This is a genomic window from Polynucleobacter sp. MWH-UH24A (assembly GCF_018687475.1).
In the GTDB taxonomy this organism is placed as follows: domain Bacteria; phylum Pseudomonadota; class Gammaproteobacteria; order Burkholderiales; family Burkholderiaceae; genus Polynucleobacter.
Map to the genome: position 1 here is coordinate 491,792 of NZ_CP061292.1, position 17,180 is coordinate 508,971.

18 protein-coding genes and 2 tRNA genes are annotated in these 17,180 nt (G+C 47.1%); 17 read left to right on the forward strand and 3 right to left on the reverse strand.

The window, feature by feature from the left end:
• Positions 1-13 precede the first annotated feature (13 nt).
• From fabG to nagZ, 12 genes are all read left to right on the forward strand, one after another.
• Complete coding sequence (gene fabG, locus ICV32_RS02590) at positions 14-757, forward strand: 3-oxoacyl-ACP reductase FabG (RefSeq protein ID WP_215371686.1); 744 nt, start codon at positions 14-16, stop codon at positions 755-757.
• 79 nt (positions 758-836) lie between these two features.
• Positions 837-1,079: an acyl carrier protein gene (gene acpP / locus ICV32_RS02595; protein WP_108508000.1), complete on the forward strand. Its 243-nt coding sequence runs from the start codon at positions 837-839 to the stop codon at positions 1,077-1,079.
• A gap of 19 nt (positions 1,080-1,098) precedes the next feature.
• Positions 1,099-2,346: a beta-ketoacyl-ACP synthase II gene (gene fabF / locus ICV32_RS02600; RefSeq protein WP_215371688.1), complete on the forward strand. Its 1,248-nt coding sequence runs from the start codon at positions 1,099-1,101 to the stop codon at positions 2,344-2,346.
• Positions 2,347-2,393: 47 nt separating this feature from the next.
• Positions 2,394-3,863: a DegQ family serine endoprotease gene (locus ICV32_RS02605; RefSeq protein WP_215371690.1), complete on the forward strand. Its 1,470-nt coding sequence runs from the start codon at positions 2,394-2,396 to the stop codon at positions 3,861-3,863.
• Between the two features lie 197 nt (positions 3,864-4,060).
• Entirely contained in the window at positions 4,061-5,869 is a 1,809-nt protein-coding gene (gene lepA, locus ICV32_RS02610) for a translation elongation factor 4 (RefSeq protein ID WP_215372506.1), read from the forward strand.
• Positions 5,866-6,669, forward strand: coding sequence for a signal peptidase I (gene lepB, locus ICV32_RS02615; protein ID WP_215371692.1), 804 nt, complete (start codon positions 5,866-5,868; stop codon positions 6,667-6,669). Before lepA ends, lepB begins: the two co-directional genes overlap by 4 nt.
• Positions 6,669-7,460: a ribonuclease III gene (gene rnc, locus ICV32_RS02620; protein WP_215371693.1), complete on the forward strand. Its 792-nt coding sequence runs from the start codon at positions 6,669-6,671 to the stop codon at positions 7,458-7,460. The genes lepB and rnc overlap by 1 nt, the downstream gene beginning before the upstream one ends.
• A gap of 43 nt (positions 7,461-7,503) precedes the next feature.
• Positions 7,504-8,424 carry a GTPase Era gene (era, locus tag ICV32_RS02625; RefSeq protein WP_251371961.1) on the forward strand — a complete coding sequence of 307 codons (921 nt, stop codon included), beginning with the start codon at positions 7,504-7,506 and terminating at the stop codon, positions 8,422-8,424.
• Positions 8,425-9,159, forward strand: a complete 735-nt coding sequence (gene recO / locus ICV32_RS02630) for a DNA repair protein RecO (RefSeq protein WP_215371697.1) — start codon at positions 8,425-8,427, stop codon at positions 9,157-9,159.
• Positions 9,160-9,185: 26 nt separating this feature from the next.
• The gene (pdxJ, locus tag ICV32_RS02635) at positions 9,186-9,917 is read left to right on the forward strand and encodes a pyridoxine 5'-phosphate synthase (protein WP_215371699.1); all 732 of its coding nucleotides are present in this window, start codon (positions 9,186-9,188) and stop codon (positions 9,915-9,917) included.
• Entirely contained in the window at positions 9,914-10,348 is a 435-nt protein-coding gene (gene acpS / locus ICV32_RS02640) for a holo-ACP synthase (protein ID WP_215371701.1), read from the forward strand. The genes pdxJ and acpS overlap by 4 nt, the downstream gene beginning before the upstream one ends.
• A 4-nt stretch (positions 10,349-10,352) precedes the next feature.
• Positions 10,353-11,429 (forward strand): beta-N-acetylhexosaminidase, encoded by a 1,077-nt coding sequence (gene nagZ, locus ICV32_RS02645; protein ID WP_215371703.1) that lies wholly within the window; start codon positions 10,353-10,355, stop codon positions 11,427-11,429.
• Here nagZ and efp read toward each other — a convergent pair.
• Positions 11,426-11,986, reverse strand: a complete 561-nt coding sequence (gene efp, locus ICV32_RS02650; RefSeq protein ID WP_215371705.1) for an elongation factor P — start codon at positions 11,984-11,986, stop codon at positions 11,426-11,428. The two genes, nagZ and efp, sit on opposite strands and share 4 nt — an antisense overlap.
• Positions 11,987-12,065: 79 nt before the next feature.
• Positions 12,066-13,109, reverse strand: coding sequence for an elongation factor P maturation arginine rhamnosyltransferase EarP (earP, locus tag ICV32_RS02655; protein ID WP_215371707.1), 1,044 nt, complete (start codon positions 13,107-13,109; stop codon positions 12,066-12,068).
• Between earP and uvrC the strand changes: the two genes are divergently transcribed.
• The 5 genes from uvrC (at position 13,108) to ICV32_RS02680 (ending at position 16,415) form a co-directional block, all read left to right on the forward strand.
• Positions 13,108-14,988 carry an excinuclease ABC subunit UvrC gene (gene uvrC, locus ICV32_RS02660; RefSeq protein WP_215371708.1) on the forward strand — a complete coding sequence of 627 codons (1,881 nt, stop codon included), beginning with the start codon at positions 13,108-13,110 and terminating at the stop codon, positions 14,986-14,988. The genes earP and uvrC overlap by 2 nt on opposite strands.
• Positions 14,989-15,018: 30 nt before the next feature.
• Entirely contained in the window at positions 15,019-15,588 is a 570-nt protein-coding gene (gene pgsA, locus ICV32_RS02665; protein WP_215371710.1) for a CDP-diacylglycerol--glycerol-3-phosphate 3-phosphatidyltransferase, read from the forward strand.
• Between the two features lie 65 nt (positions 15,589-15,653).
• Positions 15,654-15,729, forward strand: a tRNA-Gly gene (locus ICV32_RS02670).
• Between the two features lie 72 nt (positions 15,730-15,801).
• Positions 15,802-15,875 (forward strand) — tRNA-Cys (locus tag ICV32_RS02675).
• Between the two features lie 81 nt (positions 15,876-15,956).
• Positions 15,957-16,415, forward strand: a complete 459-nt coding sequence (locus ICV32_RS02680; protein WP_215371712.1) for a hypothetical protein — start codon at positions 15,957-15,959, stop codon at positions 16,413-16,415.
• Here the strand turns inward: ICV32_RS02680 and lexA are convergent.
• Complete coding sequence (gene lexA / locus ICV32_RS02685; RefSeq protein ID WP_215371714.1) at positions 16,412-17,116, reverse strand: transcriptional repressor LexA; 705 nt, start codon at positions 17,114-17,116, stop codon at positions 16,412-16,414. The two genes, ICV32_RS02680 and lexA, sit on opposite strands and share 4 nt — an antisense overlap.
• Between the last annotated feature and the right edge of the window lie 64 nt (positions 17,117-17,180).

Sequence of the window (17,180 nt, forward strand, 5' to 3'; positions counted from 1 at the left end):
ATCCGAAATCCATATGAATCTAGACTTAAATAATCAAGTGGCACTAGTAACTGGTGCATCTCGAGGTATCGGGCAGGCGATTGCTGATGAATTGGCGTCTTGCGGCGCTACTGTAATCGGCACGGCAACCTCCGAGTCGGGTGCTAATGCAATCTCCGAGCGATTAAGGACTCACAAGGGGGTTGGCAAAGTTCTGAATGTTACTCAAGGGGCTGCTTGTGAAGCCATGATCGAAGATATCGTCAAGCAATTTGGGCGTATTGATATTTTGGTTAACAATGCAGGCATTACCAAAGATCAATTGGCGATGCGAATGAAGGACGATGAGTGGTCCGATGTCATTTCCATTAATCTGAGTTCGGTATTTAAGTTATCTCAAGCGGTATTACGACCCATGATGAAAGCGCGATCGGGCCGGATTATTAATATCACATCGATTGTCGGTCATATGGGTAATGCCGGTCAGGCAAACTATGCGGCTGCTAAAGCTGGGGTCGCTGGCATGACCCGCGCCTTAGCGCGCGAGATTGGGAGCCGTAATATCACGGTTAACTGTGTAGCCCCCGGGTTTATTGATACCGATATGACCCGCGCTTTGAGCGAGGATCAGCAAAATAGCCTTAAGGCCAATATTCCGTTAGCTCGCTTAGGCACCCCTGAGGATGTCGCCCAGGCAGTTGCTTTCTTGGCCTCGCCTGCAGCAGCCTACATTACCGGAAATACCCTGCATGTCAATGGTGGCCTATATCTGGCTTGAGTCTCCTGTCAAATTATCGCTGTCACAAACAAACTGATAAAATCCTTGAATTCGTTTTAACAAGTCCCGGAGGGAATGAATGGACAACATCGAACAACGCGTTAAGAAAATCGTAGCTGAGCAGTTAGGCGTACCAGAAGCAGACATCAAAAATGAGTCTTCTTTTGTGAACGACCTTGGCGCAGACTCTCTTGACACAGTTGAATTGGTAATGGCTTTAGAAGATGAGTTTGGTATTGAAATACCAGATGAAGAAGCCGAAAAAATTACCACTGTACAGCTTGCGATTGATTTCGCAAAAACGAAAGCTGGACAGGCTTAATACTTATCTAGGCTAAGCCGTGCCCGCATCAAATCAACCACGTCGCGTGGTGGTCACCGGCTTAGGTCTGATTTCACCAGTTGGTAATTCGGTCGCATCCGCGTGGGCTAACCTGATCGCGGGTAAAACTGGCATTGCAACGGTTACTAAGTTTGATCATTCAGCGCTGAGTGTGCATTTTGCTGGTGAGGTCAAGGATTTCAATGTCGAGGAGTACATCTCTGCTAAAGAGGCTCGGCACATGGATACCTTCATTCATTATGGAATAGCTGCTGGCACTCAGGCCATTAAAGATAGCGGCCTTGAGGTAACTGATCAAAATTCCGAGCGAATTGGTGTGCTGGTCGGTTCAGGAATTGGCGGCTTACCGATGATTGAGGATACTAATTCCGAGTTGCTTTCTCGCGGACCACGCCGAATTTCTCCGTTTTTTGTCCCAGGCTCCATCATCAATATGATTTCTGGGCATTTGAGCATCCTCTTTAATCTAAAGGGCCCAAATGTTGCAGCGGTGACTGCATGCACTACGGGTTTGCATAGTATTGGTTTGGCTGCCCGCTTGATTCAATATGGCGATGCAGATGTCATGATCGCTGGCGGTGCCGAATCGACAATCTCAGCATTGGGGATCGGCGGCTTTGCTGCCGCAAGAGCATTATCAACCCGTAACGATGATCCCGCTACCGCTTCGCGCCCTTGGGATAAAGATCGCGATGGCTTTGTTTTGGGTGAGGGCGCCGGCGTCATGGTGCTCGAGGAGTACGAGCATGCCAAAGCGCGTGGCGCCAAAATTTATGCGGAGTTATGTGGCTTTGGTATGAGTGGTGACGCTTATCACATGACTGCGCCCAATATGGATGGCCCACGCCGTTGCATGGTTAATGCAATGCGCGATGCGGGAATTACTGCAGATCAAATTCAGTATGTAAATGCTCACGGTACGTCAACACCATTAGGCGACAAAAACGAGACTGACGCCATCAAAGCAGCGTTGGGTGACCACGCTAAAAAGGTAGTGGTAAATTCCACCAAATCGATGACGGGGCATTTATTGGGTGGCGCTGGCGGACTAGAATCAGTTTTTACAGTTCTTGCATTGCACCATCAAAAATCACCACCCACCATCAATATCTTTAATCAAGACCCTGAATGTGATCTTGATTATTGCGCCAATACCGCAAGGGATCTCAAAATTGATTATGCGGTTAAAAACAATTTTGGATTTGGGGGTACCAACGGTACCTTGATATTTGGGAAAAAGCCCTAATATTGTCAGTATTGCAACTAATGGGTTGAGTTAACGCTCAATTTCGTATGAAAAAAATTCTTTTGCTCGTTTTCTCAGCACTTAGCTGGGGAATCCTATCGTTCTCACCGACGGTCTCTTCTCAGACAAATACTCAGCCTCCACGGGTCGCGATTCCAGATTTTGTGGACTTGGTTGAAAAAGCGAGTCCTGCGGTTGTTAATATTCGCACTACCGAGAGAACTTCAAATCAACAGGCTCAAGGTTCTACCCCGGGCATACCCGATGAGCAAGCAGAATTCTTTCGCCGCTTTTTTGGAGTGCCGCTTCCAGGAGCACCAAATACGCCAAGAGGGCAAGGTAATCGACGGGGCCAACCGGAAGAAATTGAGCGCGGTGTTGGTTCGGGTTTCATTATTGATTCCAATGGAATTGTGATGACCAATGCGCACGTGGTTGAGGGCGCAACAACGATTTATGTCACCTTAACGGATAAGCGCGAGTTCAAAGCAAAACTCTTGGGCGCAGATAAGCGAACCGATCTGGCGGTTCTTAAGATTGATGCCACGGGCTTACCAAAATTACCTCTTGGCGATTCCTCGAAGGTGAAGGTGGGTGAGTGGGTTGTTGCGATTGGCTCTCCCTTTGGTTTAGAAAATACGGTGACCGCTGGGATTGTGTCGGCAAAAAGTCGTGATACGGGCGATTACTTGCCGTTCATTCAGACCGATGTTGCCGTTAATCCAGGAAATTCTGGTGGGCCACTATTAAATACTGCAGGTCAAGTGATCGGAATTAACTCGCAAATCTTTAGTCGCTCGGGTGGCTATATGGGGATTTCCTTTGCAATTCCAATCGATGAGGCCATCCGGGTTGCTGATCAACTGAGAACCACCGGGCGTTTAGTGCGCGGACGAATTGGTGTGGCGATTGGCGAAATTAATAAAGAAGTGGCTGAAAGCCTAGGTCTTGGTAAACCGCGCGGCGCTTTTGTCCGCAATGTTGAGCCTGGAGCGCCCGCTGCTAAAGGTGGTATTGAAGCCGGTGACGTGATTTTGAGTTTTAATGGTCGCGATATCAACAAGTCCACTGACCTACCTCGCATTGTTGGTGAGACTAAACCAGGTACCTCTGCAACAGTTAGGGTTTGGCGTAAAGGAGCGAATCGTGATTTAACGGTCGTGGTTGCGGATGCGGAGCCTGATAAAGCCGTTGCCCGAAAGTCGGAGACCCCTGCCCCACAAGCGGGAACTGCGAACAAATCCTTGGGCATCAGTGTTACTGAACTTACCGAGGCTAAAAATAAAGAGTTGGGCGGTAAAGGTGGCGTAGAAATTACCAACGTTGGGGATGGGGCTGCAGCGAGAGCCGGCTTACGGGCTGGTGATGTGATTGTTCGAATCGGGGACGCTGATATCCCCGGGATTAAGCAATTTGAGTCCGTCACCAAAGCCCTTGACCCTAGTAAGGCGGTCCCTATTTTCGTGCGTCGCGGTGATGCCACGATCGTGGTGCCGATCCGACCTGCCCAGAAATAAACCCTGCTTAGTACCTGATTGATGGGGAGGGGTGACCACAAGTCGCCCCTTTTTCTTTGGTTATTTCCCTTGAAGGTTAGGGAAAAGCGCTGATTTTTCCTCTCCCAGTACAATATGGAAAAGACATCTTATTGCAGCGCATCATTGTGTTGCGTTGCGACAAGGCGTTTTATCAATACCCCAATCGAATAGCGCCAATGGATCACATCCGTAATTTCTCCATCATTGCCCATATTGACCATGGTAAATCGACCCTAGCTGATCGCATTATTCAGCTCTGCGGCGGTCTGTCCGATCGTGAGATGGAGGAGCAGGTTCTTGATTCTATGGATATTGAGCGTGAGCGCGGAATCACGATTAAGGCTCAAACTGCTGCGCTCAGCTACAAGGCCAAAGATGGGAAGACCTATAACCTCAACTTGATTGATACGCCAGGGCACGTGGATTTCTCTTATGAGGTCAGCCGTTCACTCTCAGCGTGTGAAGGGGCATTATTAGTTGTCGATGCCAGCCAAGGGGTGGAGGCGCAAACGGTTGCCAACTGCTACACCGCAACCGAATTGGGTGTTGAAGTAATCCCAATCCTAAACAAAATTGATTTACCTTCTGCGGATCCAGAGTCGGCTAAGAAAGAGATTGAGGATGTGATTGGGATTGATGCGACCGATGCCACCACCTGTTCCGCCAAAACAGGATTGGGTGTTGCTGATGTCTTAGAAGAAATGATCCGACGTGTACCGGCACCTAAAGGTGATGCCACACAAGCTTTGCAAGCGCTCATTATTGACTCATGGTTTGATAACTATGTGGGTGTGGTGATGTTGGTCCGGGTTGTAAATGGAACCTTAAAACCAAAAGACAAAATTAACTTGATGGCGACCGGCTCCACCCACTTGGTGGAGCAAGTTGGTGTTTTTACTCCTAAGTCAGTGACTCGCCCACAACTTAGCGCCGGTGAGGTCGGTTTCATTATTGCTGGTATCAAAGAACTGAAGGCAGCCAAAGTGGGTGATACCGTAACCCATGCATCGGGTCAGCAGGGTCGCACCCCTGCACCACAGCCACTTCCTGGTTTTAAAGAGGTTAAGCCACAAGTGTTTGCTGGTTTGTATCCCGTGGAAGCAAATCAATACGATGCCTTGCGTGAGTCTTTGGAAAAGCTCAAATTAAATGATGCTTCCTTGCAGTTTGATCCAGAGGTCTCTCAAGCCTTAGGGTTTGGATTTCGTTGCGGCTTCTTGGGTTTATTGCATATGGAAATTGTGCAAGAGCGTTTGGAGCGTCAGTTTGATATGAGCTTGATTACAACTGCACCGACGGTTGTTTATCAGGTTGAGCAGCGCGATGGTACGAATGTGGTGGTGGATAACCCCTCCAAAATGCCTGATCCCAGCAAGATTGAAACGATCTTAGAACCAATCGTTACGGTTAATTTATACATGCCTCAAGAGTATGTAGGCTCAGTGATTACCTTGTGTACGGGTAAACGGGGCATTCAAACCAATATGACTTATTTGGGTCGTCAGGTGCAACTCACTTATGAGTTACCGATGGCAGAAATCGTGTTGGATTTCTTTGATCGCCTGAAATCGGTATCACGAGGTTATGCCTCCATGGACTATGAGTTTAAAGAGTATCGACCAGCCGATGTGGTGAAGGTTGATATCTTAATTAATGGCGATCGGGTTGACGCCTTATCCATTATTGTGCATCGAAGTAATAGCCAATCGCGTGGCCGTGAAGTGGTTGCGAAGATGCGCGGCATTATTCCAAGACAAATGTTTGATGTGGCGATTCAAGCGGCAATTGGTAGCAATATTATTGCTAGAGAAAACGTCAAGGCTTTACGAAAGAATGTGTTGGCGAAGTGCTATGGCGGTGACATTACCCGTAAGCGCAAATTACTGGAGAAGCAAAAAGAGGGTAAGAAGCGTATGAAACAGGTCGGAAATGTAGAAATTCCGCAAGAAGCATTTTTGGCAATTCTTCAGGTAGAAGAGAAATGAACTTTGCCCTCATCTTATTCATTCTGGCGATCATTACGGGCATCGCATGGGTTGCCGATAAGCTGTACTTTGCTCCGCAACGCAAAGCTGCCGGAATTGAGCGGATGCCACTTTGGCTGGAGTATTCGGCAAGTTTCTTCCCAGTTATTTTGGCCGTATTCATACTGCGCTCATTTTTGATTGAGCCCTTTAAGATTCCATCGGGATCGATGATTCCGACCTTACAGATTGGCGATTTCATCGTGGTAAACAAATACACCTACGGTATTCGGTTGCCGGTGATTAATCAGAAAATCATTGATATCGGGGCCCCAAAGCGTGGTGATGTGGTTGTCTTTCGTTATCCCAAGGATCAGTCGGTTGATTACATCAAACGTGTGATTGCGATTCCTGGTGATGACATTCTTTATGAGGATAAAAAGGTCACCATTAACGGTAAGCTACTTCAATATACGGGTGGAGCCCCATACCTTGATCCTGAGAGCATGCGGTATGCCAAGCTTTTCCAAGAGAGTTTTCCAGCCGATCTTGGCGGTAACGCACACGAGATATTGAATGATCCCGACCGCAATACGATCTATCAAGGTGAGAGTTTTCCTGGATCGGAGAACTGCCAATACCAAGGAACAGCCTTGCGCTGTAAGGTCCCAGCAGGGCATTATTTTGTCATGGGTGATAACCGTGACAACAGTTTAGATTCCCGATTTTGGGGATTTGTGCCCGATCAGAATTTAGTAGGCCGAGCCTTTTTCATTTGGCTCAATATGGGCTCCCTAGGTCGGATTGGAAGTTTTCAGTAATGAATGCTCGGGCAACGCTCGATCTTGGTCCATTGCAGGATCGTTTGGCCTATCAATTTAAAAAGCCCGAATTATTAAATCAAGCATTGACCCATCGCAGTCATAGTAAAAAGAATAATGAGCGCCTCGAGTTTTTGGGGGATTCCGTATTGAATTGTGTGGTGGCCGAGATTCTTTATGAGCGTTACGCCGACCTCGACGAGGGTGATCTATCGCGAGTACGAGCAAATCTGGTGAAACAACAGGCACTCTATGAGATTGCTCAAGCTCTAATGCTATCGGACTATCTTAAGCTTGGCGAGGGGGAATTAAAAAGTGGCGGTTTTCGCAGGCCCTCAATCCTAGCGGATACGCTCGAAGCAATTGCCGGTGCAATTTTTATTGATGGAGGTTTTGAGGCAGCGAAGGCAAGCTTGCGTAAACTGTACTCCACGATCTTGCAAAATGTGGATCCTAAAACCTTGGGCAAGGATGACAAAACTTTGCTGCAGGAGTATTTACAAGGCTTTCAGTTGCCCCTGCCTACATATAATGTGGTGGCTACGACTGGTGCCGCTCACAATCAGCAGTTTGAGGTCGAATGCATTATTCCCAATCTAAAAGTTAGTGTTAAGGGGGAGGGCGCATCACGACGTGCTGCAGAACAGGGCGCAGCAAAAATTGCTCTGGTCGCTGTGCAAAAAGCGTTGCCTCAAGAGTCGCGTAAACCCAAGAAGACCCGCGCTGCGAAAAAGAAAGCTGCCAAAGCCGATCCGGTTAAAGGCCAACTTCCTCTTAAATTAAAGGATTGATGTGTTCAAGTGCGGCACGATCGCATTAGTGGGCAGGCCCAATATGGGTAAATCGACCTTATTAAATGCACTCGTAGGTCAGAAAATTAGTATTACCTCGCGCAAAGCGCAAACAACCCGCTACCGAATTGCTGGGGTACAAACGCGCGAGCACGCGCAATTTATCTTTATGGATACCCCGGGGTTTCAGACGCGGGTCATGAATACACTCAACCAAACCCTTAATCGAACGGTGACGAGCACTTTGCACGACGTCGATGTGATCTGTTTCATTGTAGAGGCGGGTTACTGGGGTGCCGATGATGTCAAGGTTTTACGATTATTGCCAAATGACAAGCCAGTACTATTAATTGCAAATAAGTTGGATTTATTTGCGTCGCGTTTTGATGATTCACAGGATCGTGATTTAGCACTTTTTGAGTTCATGAAAAAAATGGCACAGCCATGGGGAACGATCGCTCAGCAAACGAAGGGGTGTGAGGTAGAAAACCTAGAAAGCCCCGAACAAACTTTTGCCGAAGTTGTTCCAATGAGTGGCAAGAATAAAGATGATATTGAACGCCTACTCGATGTGATTACGGAATACCTGCCTGAGGGGGAAGCGCGATATGAGCCCGATACACTGACCGATCGAAGTGAGCGCTTCATGGCCGCTGAGATTTTACGAGAGAAGGTATTTCGCTATACCGGTGATGAGTTACCTTACTCAAGCTCTGTGGTGATTGATCAATTTAAGCTTGATGGCACCATGCGACGCATTGCTGCAACTATATTAGTTGATCGTGATAGTCATAAAGCGATGATTATTGGTCAGAAAGGTGAGCGGTTGAAGAAGATTTCAACCGAAGCCCGTTTGGATATGGAAGCATTATTTGGCAGTAAGGTTTTCTTAGAAACCTGGGTTAAGGTTAAACGGGGATGGGCCGATGATCTTGCTGAACTGCGTGCACAGGGTTTGGAATAAATGGCAGGGACTCGCGTTCTGGATGAGCCGGGATTTGTTCTGCATAGCATCCCGTATAAAGAAACAAGCCTTATTTTGGATGTATTTACTCGTACGTACGGACGGCTCGCATTAATTGCTAAAGGCGCGAAGCGGCCTCATTCGAGTTTGCGACCAGTTCTACAGCGCTTTCAGCCACTACTCATCTCTTGGAGCGGTAAATCCGAACTTCGAACCCTCACCAAATCAGAATGGGTCGGAGGTTCCCCTGCCTTAGTTGGGGATGCGCTTTTGTGTGGTTTTTATCTTAATGAGCTATTGGTCAAGTTTTTAGCTAGAGAGGATGCGTACGAGTCACTCTACGATCACTATGCAAATACAGTTTATGCACTTTCTCAAATCGAATCTTCTGGAACAACTATCGAGCAAACCTTAAGACCCTTTGAGCTGACTCTTTTGCGTGAGACTGGGTATGCGGCAGCCCTTGATCATTGTGTGGAGACCCACTCCCAACCAGCCAATGGTGAGCGATATGTGTATCAGCCTGAGAAAGGAATTCGTCCATGGCAACCCGATGATCCCTCTCATTGGCCAGTACTTGAAGGGTCGGTATTGCGAGCCATGGCGCAAGGTGACTTTTCTGGGCCTGAGACCCTTAGCCAGAGTAAGCAATTAATGCGTTTCCTACTGAGTATTCATCTGCAAGATCAAACGCTAACCACCCGTCAGATCTTGATCGACCTAAAAAAGATCTAATCAGGAGTAAGGCTTTAATATTAGCTATGACCCCACTTGAGCTCGGAATTAATATCGATCATGTAGCAACCGTGCGCAATGCTCGAGGCACGTATTATCCTGATCCAATAGTTGCGGCACGAATTGCGGAAGAGGCAGGTGCAGATTTAATTACCTTGCATTTGCGTGAGGATCGCCGTCATATCAAAGATGCTGATTTGTTTGCACTCAGACCACTGATTCGTACCCGTATGAACTTGGAATGTGCCATTACACCGGAGATGCTGGGCATTGCGATTCAGGTTAAGCCGCAGGATGTGTGCTTGGTCCCCGAGAAGCGGACCGAGGTCACCACCGAAGGAGGTCTCGATGTTTTAACCCATCGCGATCAAGTACGCTCTGCCATCGAACAACTTCACTTTGCTGGTATTCGGGTATCGCTTTTTATTGACCCGGATTCCCGCCAAATTGATGCCGCTTGGGAAATCGGAGCCTCCGTGATCGAATTACATACTGGCGCGTACGCCGATGCCAAAGAAGATCGCCAATCGTTTGAGCTAGAGCGAATCATAGAAGCAGCACACCATGCAAAGAATTTAGGTTTTCGGGTCAATGCAGGGCATGGTTTAAATGAGCAAAACGTTCAGCCCATTGCCAAAATCCCTGAAATCAGTGAACTCAATATTGGGCATGCCATCATTGCTGAGGCTATTTTTAAAGGTCTTCCAAATGCGATTCGGGATATGCGCAGACTCATGAATGAGGCGCGTGGACGATGATTATCGGAATTGGTACCGATCTCTTACAGATGGGTCGTTTGCGGGCGGCGTATGAACGCACTCAAGGGCGCTTGGCCAAGCGCGTTTTGGGAGACGATGAATATCTAGTGTTTCAGCATCGACTTGGCCGTAATTACAAACGGGGGATGGCATATTTGGCCACCCGTTTTGCTGCCAAAGAGGCCTTTTCAAAAGCAATTGGCTTAGGTATGCATATGCCAATGAGTTGGCGGTCTTTGCAAACTCTTAATGAGCCAAGTGGTAAGCCGTATACAAAATATTCAGGTGCACTATTGCAGTTTATGGAAGATAAACAATGGCATGCGCATGTGACAGTAACTGACGAGCAAGAAATGGTGATGGCTTTTGTGGTCGTGAGTTATGGCACACCCATTGTCACCACCTTTGATCCACAAAATTATCTAGGGTAAGACCGTGGCAACCCAAAAAAAATCGACTCATAACCCAGGCCCCATTATTTTGGATGTTGAGGGGCTTGCCTTAAATCAACACGATATCCGAAGAATTCAGCACCCTCTGACGGGAGGTGTGATCTTATTTGGACGGAACTTCCAATCTCGTAAACAATTAACTGCACTTACCAAGTCAATCAAACAAGTCCGCGCTGACATTCTGATTTGCATTGATCACGAGGGCGGTCGAGTACAACGTTGTAAGACGGATGGCTTTACGCACCTACCTGCTATGCGCCGCCTGGGCGATCTATGGATGCGAACTGGACCCCAAGCAAGCTCCGCTATTACTGCGATGAAAGTAGCCACAGCAAGCGGCTATGTGCTTGCAACTGAGCTTAGAGCGTGCGGGGTTGACTTTAGTTTTACCCCAGTATTAGATCTGGATTATGGCCGTAGTGGCGTCATCGGAGATCGTTCATTCCATCGCAACCCAGAAATTGTGTATGTTTTAGCAAAATGCTTAAATGAGGGACTCCGTTTAGGTGATATGGCCAATTGCGGTAAGCACTTTCCAGGGCATGGTTGGGCTAAGGCAGATTCCCATATTGCGATTCCCAAAGATGAGCGCTCACTTAAAGCCATTGAGAGTGATGATATAAAACCCTACGAGTGGCTCGATATCAGCCTTTCATCGGTGATGCCTGCTCACGTCATTTATCCAAAGGTTGATACTTTGCCCGCAGGCTTTTCCAGCATTTGGATACAAACCATCTTACGAAAAAAGCTAAAGTTTAATGGCGTAATTTTTAGTGATGATCTCTCCATGGAGGGAGCTAGTGTCGCTGGTGATGTGGTGCAAGGTGCTCAATTAGCACTTAGGGCAGGATGTGACGCAGTACTAATTTGTAACCGTCCCGATCTTGCTGATCGCTTACTCAATGAACTAAGCGTTACTCCAAAAAAACACACGGAGTCTTCAATGCGGCTCAAGAAATTATTTCCGAAGAGTGAATCCCAGTCCTGGGATGAATTGCAGAAAGACGCCGAGTACCTGCATGCCAAGGATTTACTAAAAACCCTTGGCCTTATTGATTAATTTGCGCGGCTACGATATTCGCCCGTACGGGTATCAATCTCAATCTTGTCTCCAGTGCTACAGAACAAGGGAACTTGAATCTCAAAGCCAGTTGCAATTTTGGCGCTTTTAAGAACCTTACCAGAACTGGTGTCGCCTTTTACAGCTGGTTCGGTATAGGTAATCTCACGAACAACCGTGGTGGGTAATTCCACGGAAATGGCGCGGCCGTCATAGAAAACAACCTCAACCGCCATACCTTCCTCAAGATAATTCAGTGAATCACCCATATTGTCTTTCTCGACCTCGTATTGGTTGTAGTCGCCATCCATAAAGGTGTACATCGGGTCTGCAAAATAGGAGTAGGTGCATTCTTTCTTTTCAAGAATAACAACTTCAAATTTATCGTCTGCCTTATAAACGCCCTCATTGGGAGCTGCGGTAAGTAAGTTCTTGTACTTCATTTTGACCACAGCAGAGTTGCGGCCGGAGCGGCTGTATTCGTGTTTTTGGACCACCATGGGGTCACCATTAATCATGACAACATTACCCACGCGGAGTTCTTGAGCGATTTTCATAATAATTCCTGATATTGACGGATAGTAGGCCCCATTTGGACCAATTGATTCAAACCCAGCATTTTAACTGGTTAATGATTTAACTGACAAACTTCACCAATCTGCCCACCAAGCCACCATCGGATTGTCGGTCAATTAAAGCGCTTTGCCAGTGTTTTGCGTGTTCTGTCCATGCCGGTAGATTGTTCCACCAGTCTTGGGCGCTCTGCCAATCCATTGCTTCTGTAATCAGGTCCTGCAGTTGTGGCGTAACACCCTCGAGATAAAGATCTAAAAAAGCCTTGAGCTTCGTATGATGAGCTCCATCATCCTGGGGATAGATATTCCAAATGAAGGGTTTCCCGGCCAACTGTGCTCGAATAAACGAATCTTCCCCACGTACTATATTGAAGTCACAATGTGCCAAGAGCCAGTCGTAATCATCTTGAGGTATGAATGGCATCGAGATGAGATTTAAATTGAGCCATTGGTGATGTTGTAGGTTAAGTAATTGGGCATTACCAAATGCCAAAAAAATATCAAAGGATTCTTGCAGTTGATTGAGATTCGCGAGCCATTCTTTAATCGGCGCCCCTGGATAGGAAAAAATACTAATCTTTTTTGAGTGGGGGCGAGACTGTTCCCAAATTACCTTTAGGCTTTTTGGGCAGTGTTCCGGATCATGCTTTGGAATCGGATCAAGCAGCAGGCCTCCAGTATTGGCTTGGAATCCTGGGAAGAAAAAGTATTTTTGTAGGCCATGCGTATTTGGGGATGCTTTGCCATGAAAATCGGCAACCCATGGCTCTGCGCTTAAATATTCAAGGTGAATAAGGATGGGCTTATGCGGTGCAACCAAGATTGTATTGAGATAGCGAGTAGGCAGTTCACATGAAAACGCTTGGATCACAACATCGGGTAGCTCTGGTGGATGGCGAGCATTTTGATAACTGGCTTCCCAGGGAAGGATCTCGATGCCTTTGAGATGGGATTGCCCCATTGTGATTAGCTGTAAGGTAGGCAAATCATCGCAAAATAGGCGTATATTTTGATCATATTGAGTTGCCAATGATCGCGCTAGACGCCAACAAATACCAGCATCACCATAGTTATCGATAATTTGGCAGAAAATATCCCAACGCATGAGTAATTTACTTCCTGAATCCTTAAGTAAAGATTTAAAGGGACTCCCTGGGCTGCCAGGTGTGTATCGCTTTTTTGATGAATCAGGGCATATCTTATATGTTGGGAAAGCCAAGGATCTTAAACGGCGAGTCTCAAGCTATTTTCAGAAAAAAAACCATTCCCCCCGAATTGAGCGGATGGTCAAGCGCATTATCCGTTTTGAAATCACCATTACACGTACCGAAACCGAGGCCTTGATTCTTGAAAATAATCTGATTAAAGAATACAACCCGCCGTTCAATATTCTATTTAGGGATGACAAATCCTATCCGTATCTCATGCTAACAGGGCATGATTTTCCTCGTTTGGCCTCGTATCGCGGCAAGGTTGATCGTCGTCATCGCTACTTTGGGCCCTTCCCAAATTCATGGGCAGTTCGTAATAGTGTTCAAATTTTGCAAAAAGTCTTTCGTCTTCGAACCTGTGAGGACACAGTATTTCGTAATCGTAGTCGTCCCTGTCTCTTGCATCAAATTCATCGTTGTAGCGCACCGTGCGTCGGTAAATTGAGTAAGGAGCAATATGCTTTGGATGTTGGTCAAGCATTGCGCTTTTTAGAGGGTAACCATCAAGTTGTCCTCGCTGAATTAGAAAAAGAGATGGAAAAATACAGTACGGCCATGGAGTTTGAGATGGCTGCTGTAATTCGTGACCGAATTGCTGATCTATCCAACATTCTTCAGCAGCAGGCGATGGATACCGTGGCTGAGGGGGAGGGTGATGTCGATATTTTGGCGGCTGCCGAAATCGATGGCCAAATTTGTGTCAATTTAGCCATGGTTCGTGGTGGACGGCACTTAGGGGATCGCGCATATTTTTCCAAGAGCATTAGAGCTTCTGCGGATGAGCCAATTGATTTGCAAAATATTCTTGAGACATTTATTCAGCAACACTATTTATCGACAGACTCGTCTTCTGAGCTGGCTGTGATCACACCCCCCGTGATGATTACGAACGTGCCATTAAAGGGTGAGCGTGCCGAGGTGATCTGTCAAGCACTGCTAGATCGCTCAGCTCGACCCATTTCGTTTCTATACCAACCGCAGGGTCAGCGCAAACATTGGTTAGCAATGGCTGAAGGTAACGCCAAGATCGCCCTACTGCGTCGCATTGCCGAAGCGGGGGGACAGCTTGCGCGAGTAAGAGCTCTTACGGATGTGCTTGGTATTGATTTAGAACAACTTGATCAATTACGTATTGAATGCTTTGATATTAGTCACACATCGGGAGAAGCCACCCAAGCATCGTGTGTTGTGTTTGCCAAAAATGAATTACAGGCAAGTGAGTATCGACGTTTCAATATCACTGGAATTACAGCGGGAGACGATTACGCAGCAATGCAGCAAGTATTACAACGCCGCTACGCACACTTTCAGGAAATCCCGGTTGATAAAGTGCCGCAGCTTGTCTTGATTGATGGTGGCAAGGGTCAGGTTGAAGTGGCTAGGAAGGTCTTTAGTGAACTTGGAATTGATATTGGGCTGATTGTGGGTGTCGCCAAAGGTGAAGATCGTAAGATTGGCTTGGAGACTCTGATCTTCGCTGATGAGCGTGAGCCGATTCGATTGGGTTTGGATAGTCAGGCACTCATGCTAATTGCTCAGATTCGAGACGAGGCGCATCGTTTTGCGATTACTGGAATGCGTGCGAAGCGTGCAAAGGCAAGAACTGTTTCTAGGCTTGAGGAGATGGAGGGGATTGGGGCGAAGCGTCGACAAAAACTGTTGGCGCGCTTTGGTGGGCTGCGTGGCGTTGCGAATGCGACGGTTGAAGAATTAGCCAGCGTTGATGGAATTTCTCAAACCTTGGCTGAGCAAATTTACCGACAGCTCCATTGATGGATCAATTAAATCGTTTATTCTCCAAAAATGCCATTTAACTTGCCCATTGCCTTGACCTGGTTGCGGGTTGCAGCCATCCCATTATTGGTAGGCATTTTCTATTTACCCAATGATTGGTTATCGTTGACCGAGAAAAATATACTTTCTACTGGACTTTTTGTTTTTGCGGCGATTACCGATTGGTTAGATGGATTTTTGGCGCGACGCATGAACCAAGAGTCGGCTTTCGGGCAGTTTTTAGATCCCGTAGCCGACAAGTTAATTGTGGCGGCTGCCTTACTCGTATTACTGAATTTGGATCGGGTTCAGGCCTGGGTAGCGTTGGTCATCATTGGGCGTGAGATCACAATTTCTGCGTTGCGGGAGTGGATGGCTCAAGTCGGCGCCTCGCGCAGCGTTGCGGTGCACATGGTCGGTAAGTTAAAAACCACGGCCCAGTTAATCGCGATCCCATTCTTGCTATTTAATGGTCAAATTTTGGGAATGCATAGTTCCCTTTTAGGGACTTGGCTAATTTGGATTGCTGCCTTTTTAACGCTCTGGTCAATGTTTTACTACCTACAAAAGGCGTTACCACAACTCACCAATAAGCCGTAATACCAAGAAATTTTGCTCATTGGGGCCTAATCCCTGAATCTTTGCTAAACTGTCGATCCTGTAATGCGGGAATAGCTCAGTTGGTAGAGCGCAACCTTGCCAAGGTTGAGGTCGCGAGTTCGAGCCTCGTTTCCCGCTCCATTCATTGATGGGAAGCCCCAAAAGCTTCCCATTTTGTTTGAGTTGAAGTTTGGTGCATTCCAAATCAACTAGGGCGCGTTGGCCGAGTGGTTAGGCAGGAGCCTGCAAAGCTTCGTACGGGGGTTCGATTCCCTCACGCGCCTCCACCCAATGTTCTTGACGAATCAACCCGCTGCCCTAAAATAAAGGAAGTTGGTATTCTTACCAATCAGTCTTGGAAATTAACCATGAATCGATTCATCACCAAAACACATATCGTTGCCCTTGCTGCCGCTGCGATGCTGGGCGCTTGTGCTACCGGCGATAGTCCGACGGGAACCCAAGAAGAGATCAATCAAATCCAGTCGCAATTGCTTGGTGATATGCCATTGCCAGCTGGAGCCAAAATTATGGGATCGGATTCTTTAATCATTGGTCGCGGCGATGGCTGGGTAGGCCGCGTCAACATTAGTGCTCTACAAGGTGCAACCGATGTATATGCCTTTTTTCAGTCTGAGTATCCCAAGGCGGGCTGGACTACGGTTACGGCAACTAAAGCAAAAACCAGTTTCTTGGTCTTCACAAAGGGTGATCGTACTTGTGCGGTTGAGATTAATGAGGGATCATTGGCCGGCCCCAAATCAATCATCACGATCACTTCTTCGCCTAAAAATGCGAATGTGATAGCGCCGACCCGTAAACCTTAAAGACCGTTGGCTCTGATTAATCCAACAGCTTGACCCTCGAGGGCAAAGTTAGAGTCCGCACGAACGATAATGTGCTCAAAATCAGGATTTTCAGCCTGGAGTTCTAAGTAGGAACCGTTAGCCCCTTTCTTTTGCTGGAAGCGTTTTACGGTAACTTCATCATCGATGCGAGCAACCACAATATCGCCATTGCGCGCTTCCGTTGTCTTTTTAACCGCCAAATAGTCACCATCGAGAATGCCTGCATCACGCATGCTCATTCCTTTGACGCGCAGTAAGTAGTCTGCACCTTTACTAAATAAGCTGGGGTCAACTGGGACTTGTTTTTCGATATGCTCAATGGCGGTGATGGGTGAGCCTGCAGCAACTCGACCAATTAATGGCAGGGTAAGCTGTTGCAAACTTCCTGAGGGTAAATTCAGTTGACGAAAATTTTTACCTTGCGAAACAGGCTGCGTGTTTGTGACCCGAATACCTCGTGATGTTCCAGGGCTTAATTCGATATACCCCTTTTTGGCTAATGCACGCAGATGCTCCTCTGCAGCATTGGCTGAAGCAAAACCGAGTCGGTTAGCAATTTCAGCTCGGGTGGGAGGGAGACCACTTTCTTCAATGGCTAAAGTAATGAGCCCTAATATCTCCTCCTGCCGAGCAGTCAGTTTTGGTAGGGATGGACTTTCAATCACTGTATTTATGTTCATACTGGGATTGTATACAGTAAAAAATGGCATTTCAAGAACTTTTGCTTGGTTGGATAATGCCAAA

Excerpts from the sequence above, each read along its gene's own strand:
- rnc (WP_215371693.1), top strand. The coding sequence starts at position 6,669 with ATGAATGCTCGGGCAACGCTCGATCTTGGTCCATTGCAGGATCGTTTG.
- recO (WP_215371697.1), top strand. The coding sequence starts at position 8,425 with ATGGCAGGGACTCGCGTTCTGGATGAGCCGGGATTTGTTCTGCATAGC.
- efp (WP_215371705.1), bottom strand. The coding sequence starts at position 11,986 with ATGAAAATCGCTCAAGAACTCCGCGTGGGTAATGTTGTCATGATTAAT.
- acpP (WP_108508000.1), top strand. The coding sequence starts at position 837 with ATGGACAACATCGAACAACGCGTTAAGAAAATCGTAGCTGAGCAGTTA.
- earP (WP_215371707.1), bottom strand. The coding sequence starts at position 13,109 with ATGCGTTGGGATATTTTCTGCCAAATTATCGATAACTATGGTGATGCT.
- fabG (WP_215371686.1), top strand. The coding sequence starts at position 14 with ATGAATCTAGACTTAAATAATCAAGTGGCACTAGTAACTGGTGCATCT.
- lepB (WP_215371692.1), top strand. The coding sequence starts at position 5,866 with ATGAACTTTGCCCTCATCTTATTCATTCTGGCGATCATTACGGGCATC.
- acpS (WP_215371701.1), top strand. The coding sequence starts at position 9,914 with ATGATTATCGGAATTGGTACCGATCTCTTACAGATGGGTCGTTTGCGG.
- lepA (WP_215372506.1), top strand. The coding sequence starts at position 4,061 with ATGGATCACATCCGTAATTTCTCCATCATTGCCCATATTGACCATGGT.
- era (WP_251371961.1), top strand. The coding sequence starts at position 7,504 with ATGGGTAAATCGACCTTATTAAATGCACTCGTAGGTCAGAAAATTAGT.
- pgsA (WP_215371710.1), top strand. The coding sequence starts at position 15,019 with ATGCCATTTAACTTGCCCATTGCCTTGACCTGGTTGCGGGTTGCAGCC.
- ICV32_RS02680 (WP_215371712.1), top strand. The coding sequence starts at position 15,957 with ATGAATCGATTCATCACCAAAACACATATCGTTGCCCTTGCTGCCGCT.
- pdxJ (WP_215371699.1), top strand. The coding sequence starts at position 9,186 with ATGACCCCACTTGAGCTCGGAATTAATATCGATCATGTAGCAACCGTG.
- uvrC (WP_215371708.1), top strand. The coding sequence starts at position 13,108 with ATGAGTAATTTACTTCCTGAATCCTTAAGTAAAGATTTAAAGGGACTC.
- lexA (WP_215371714.1), bottom strand. The coding sequence starts at position 17,116 with ATGAACATAAATACAGTGATTGAAAGTCCATCCCTACCAAAACTGACT.
- ICV32_RS02605 (WP_215371690.1), top strand. The coding sequence starts at position 2,394 with ATGAAAAAAATTCTTTTGCTCGTTTTCTCAGCACTTAGCTGGGGAATC.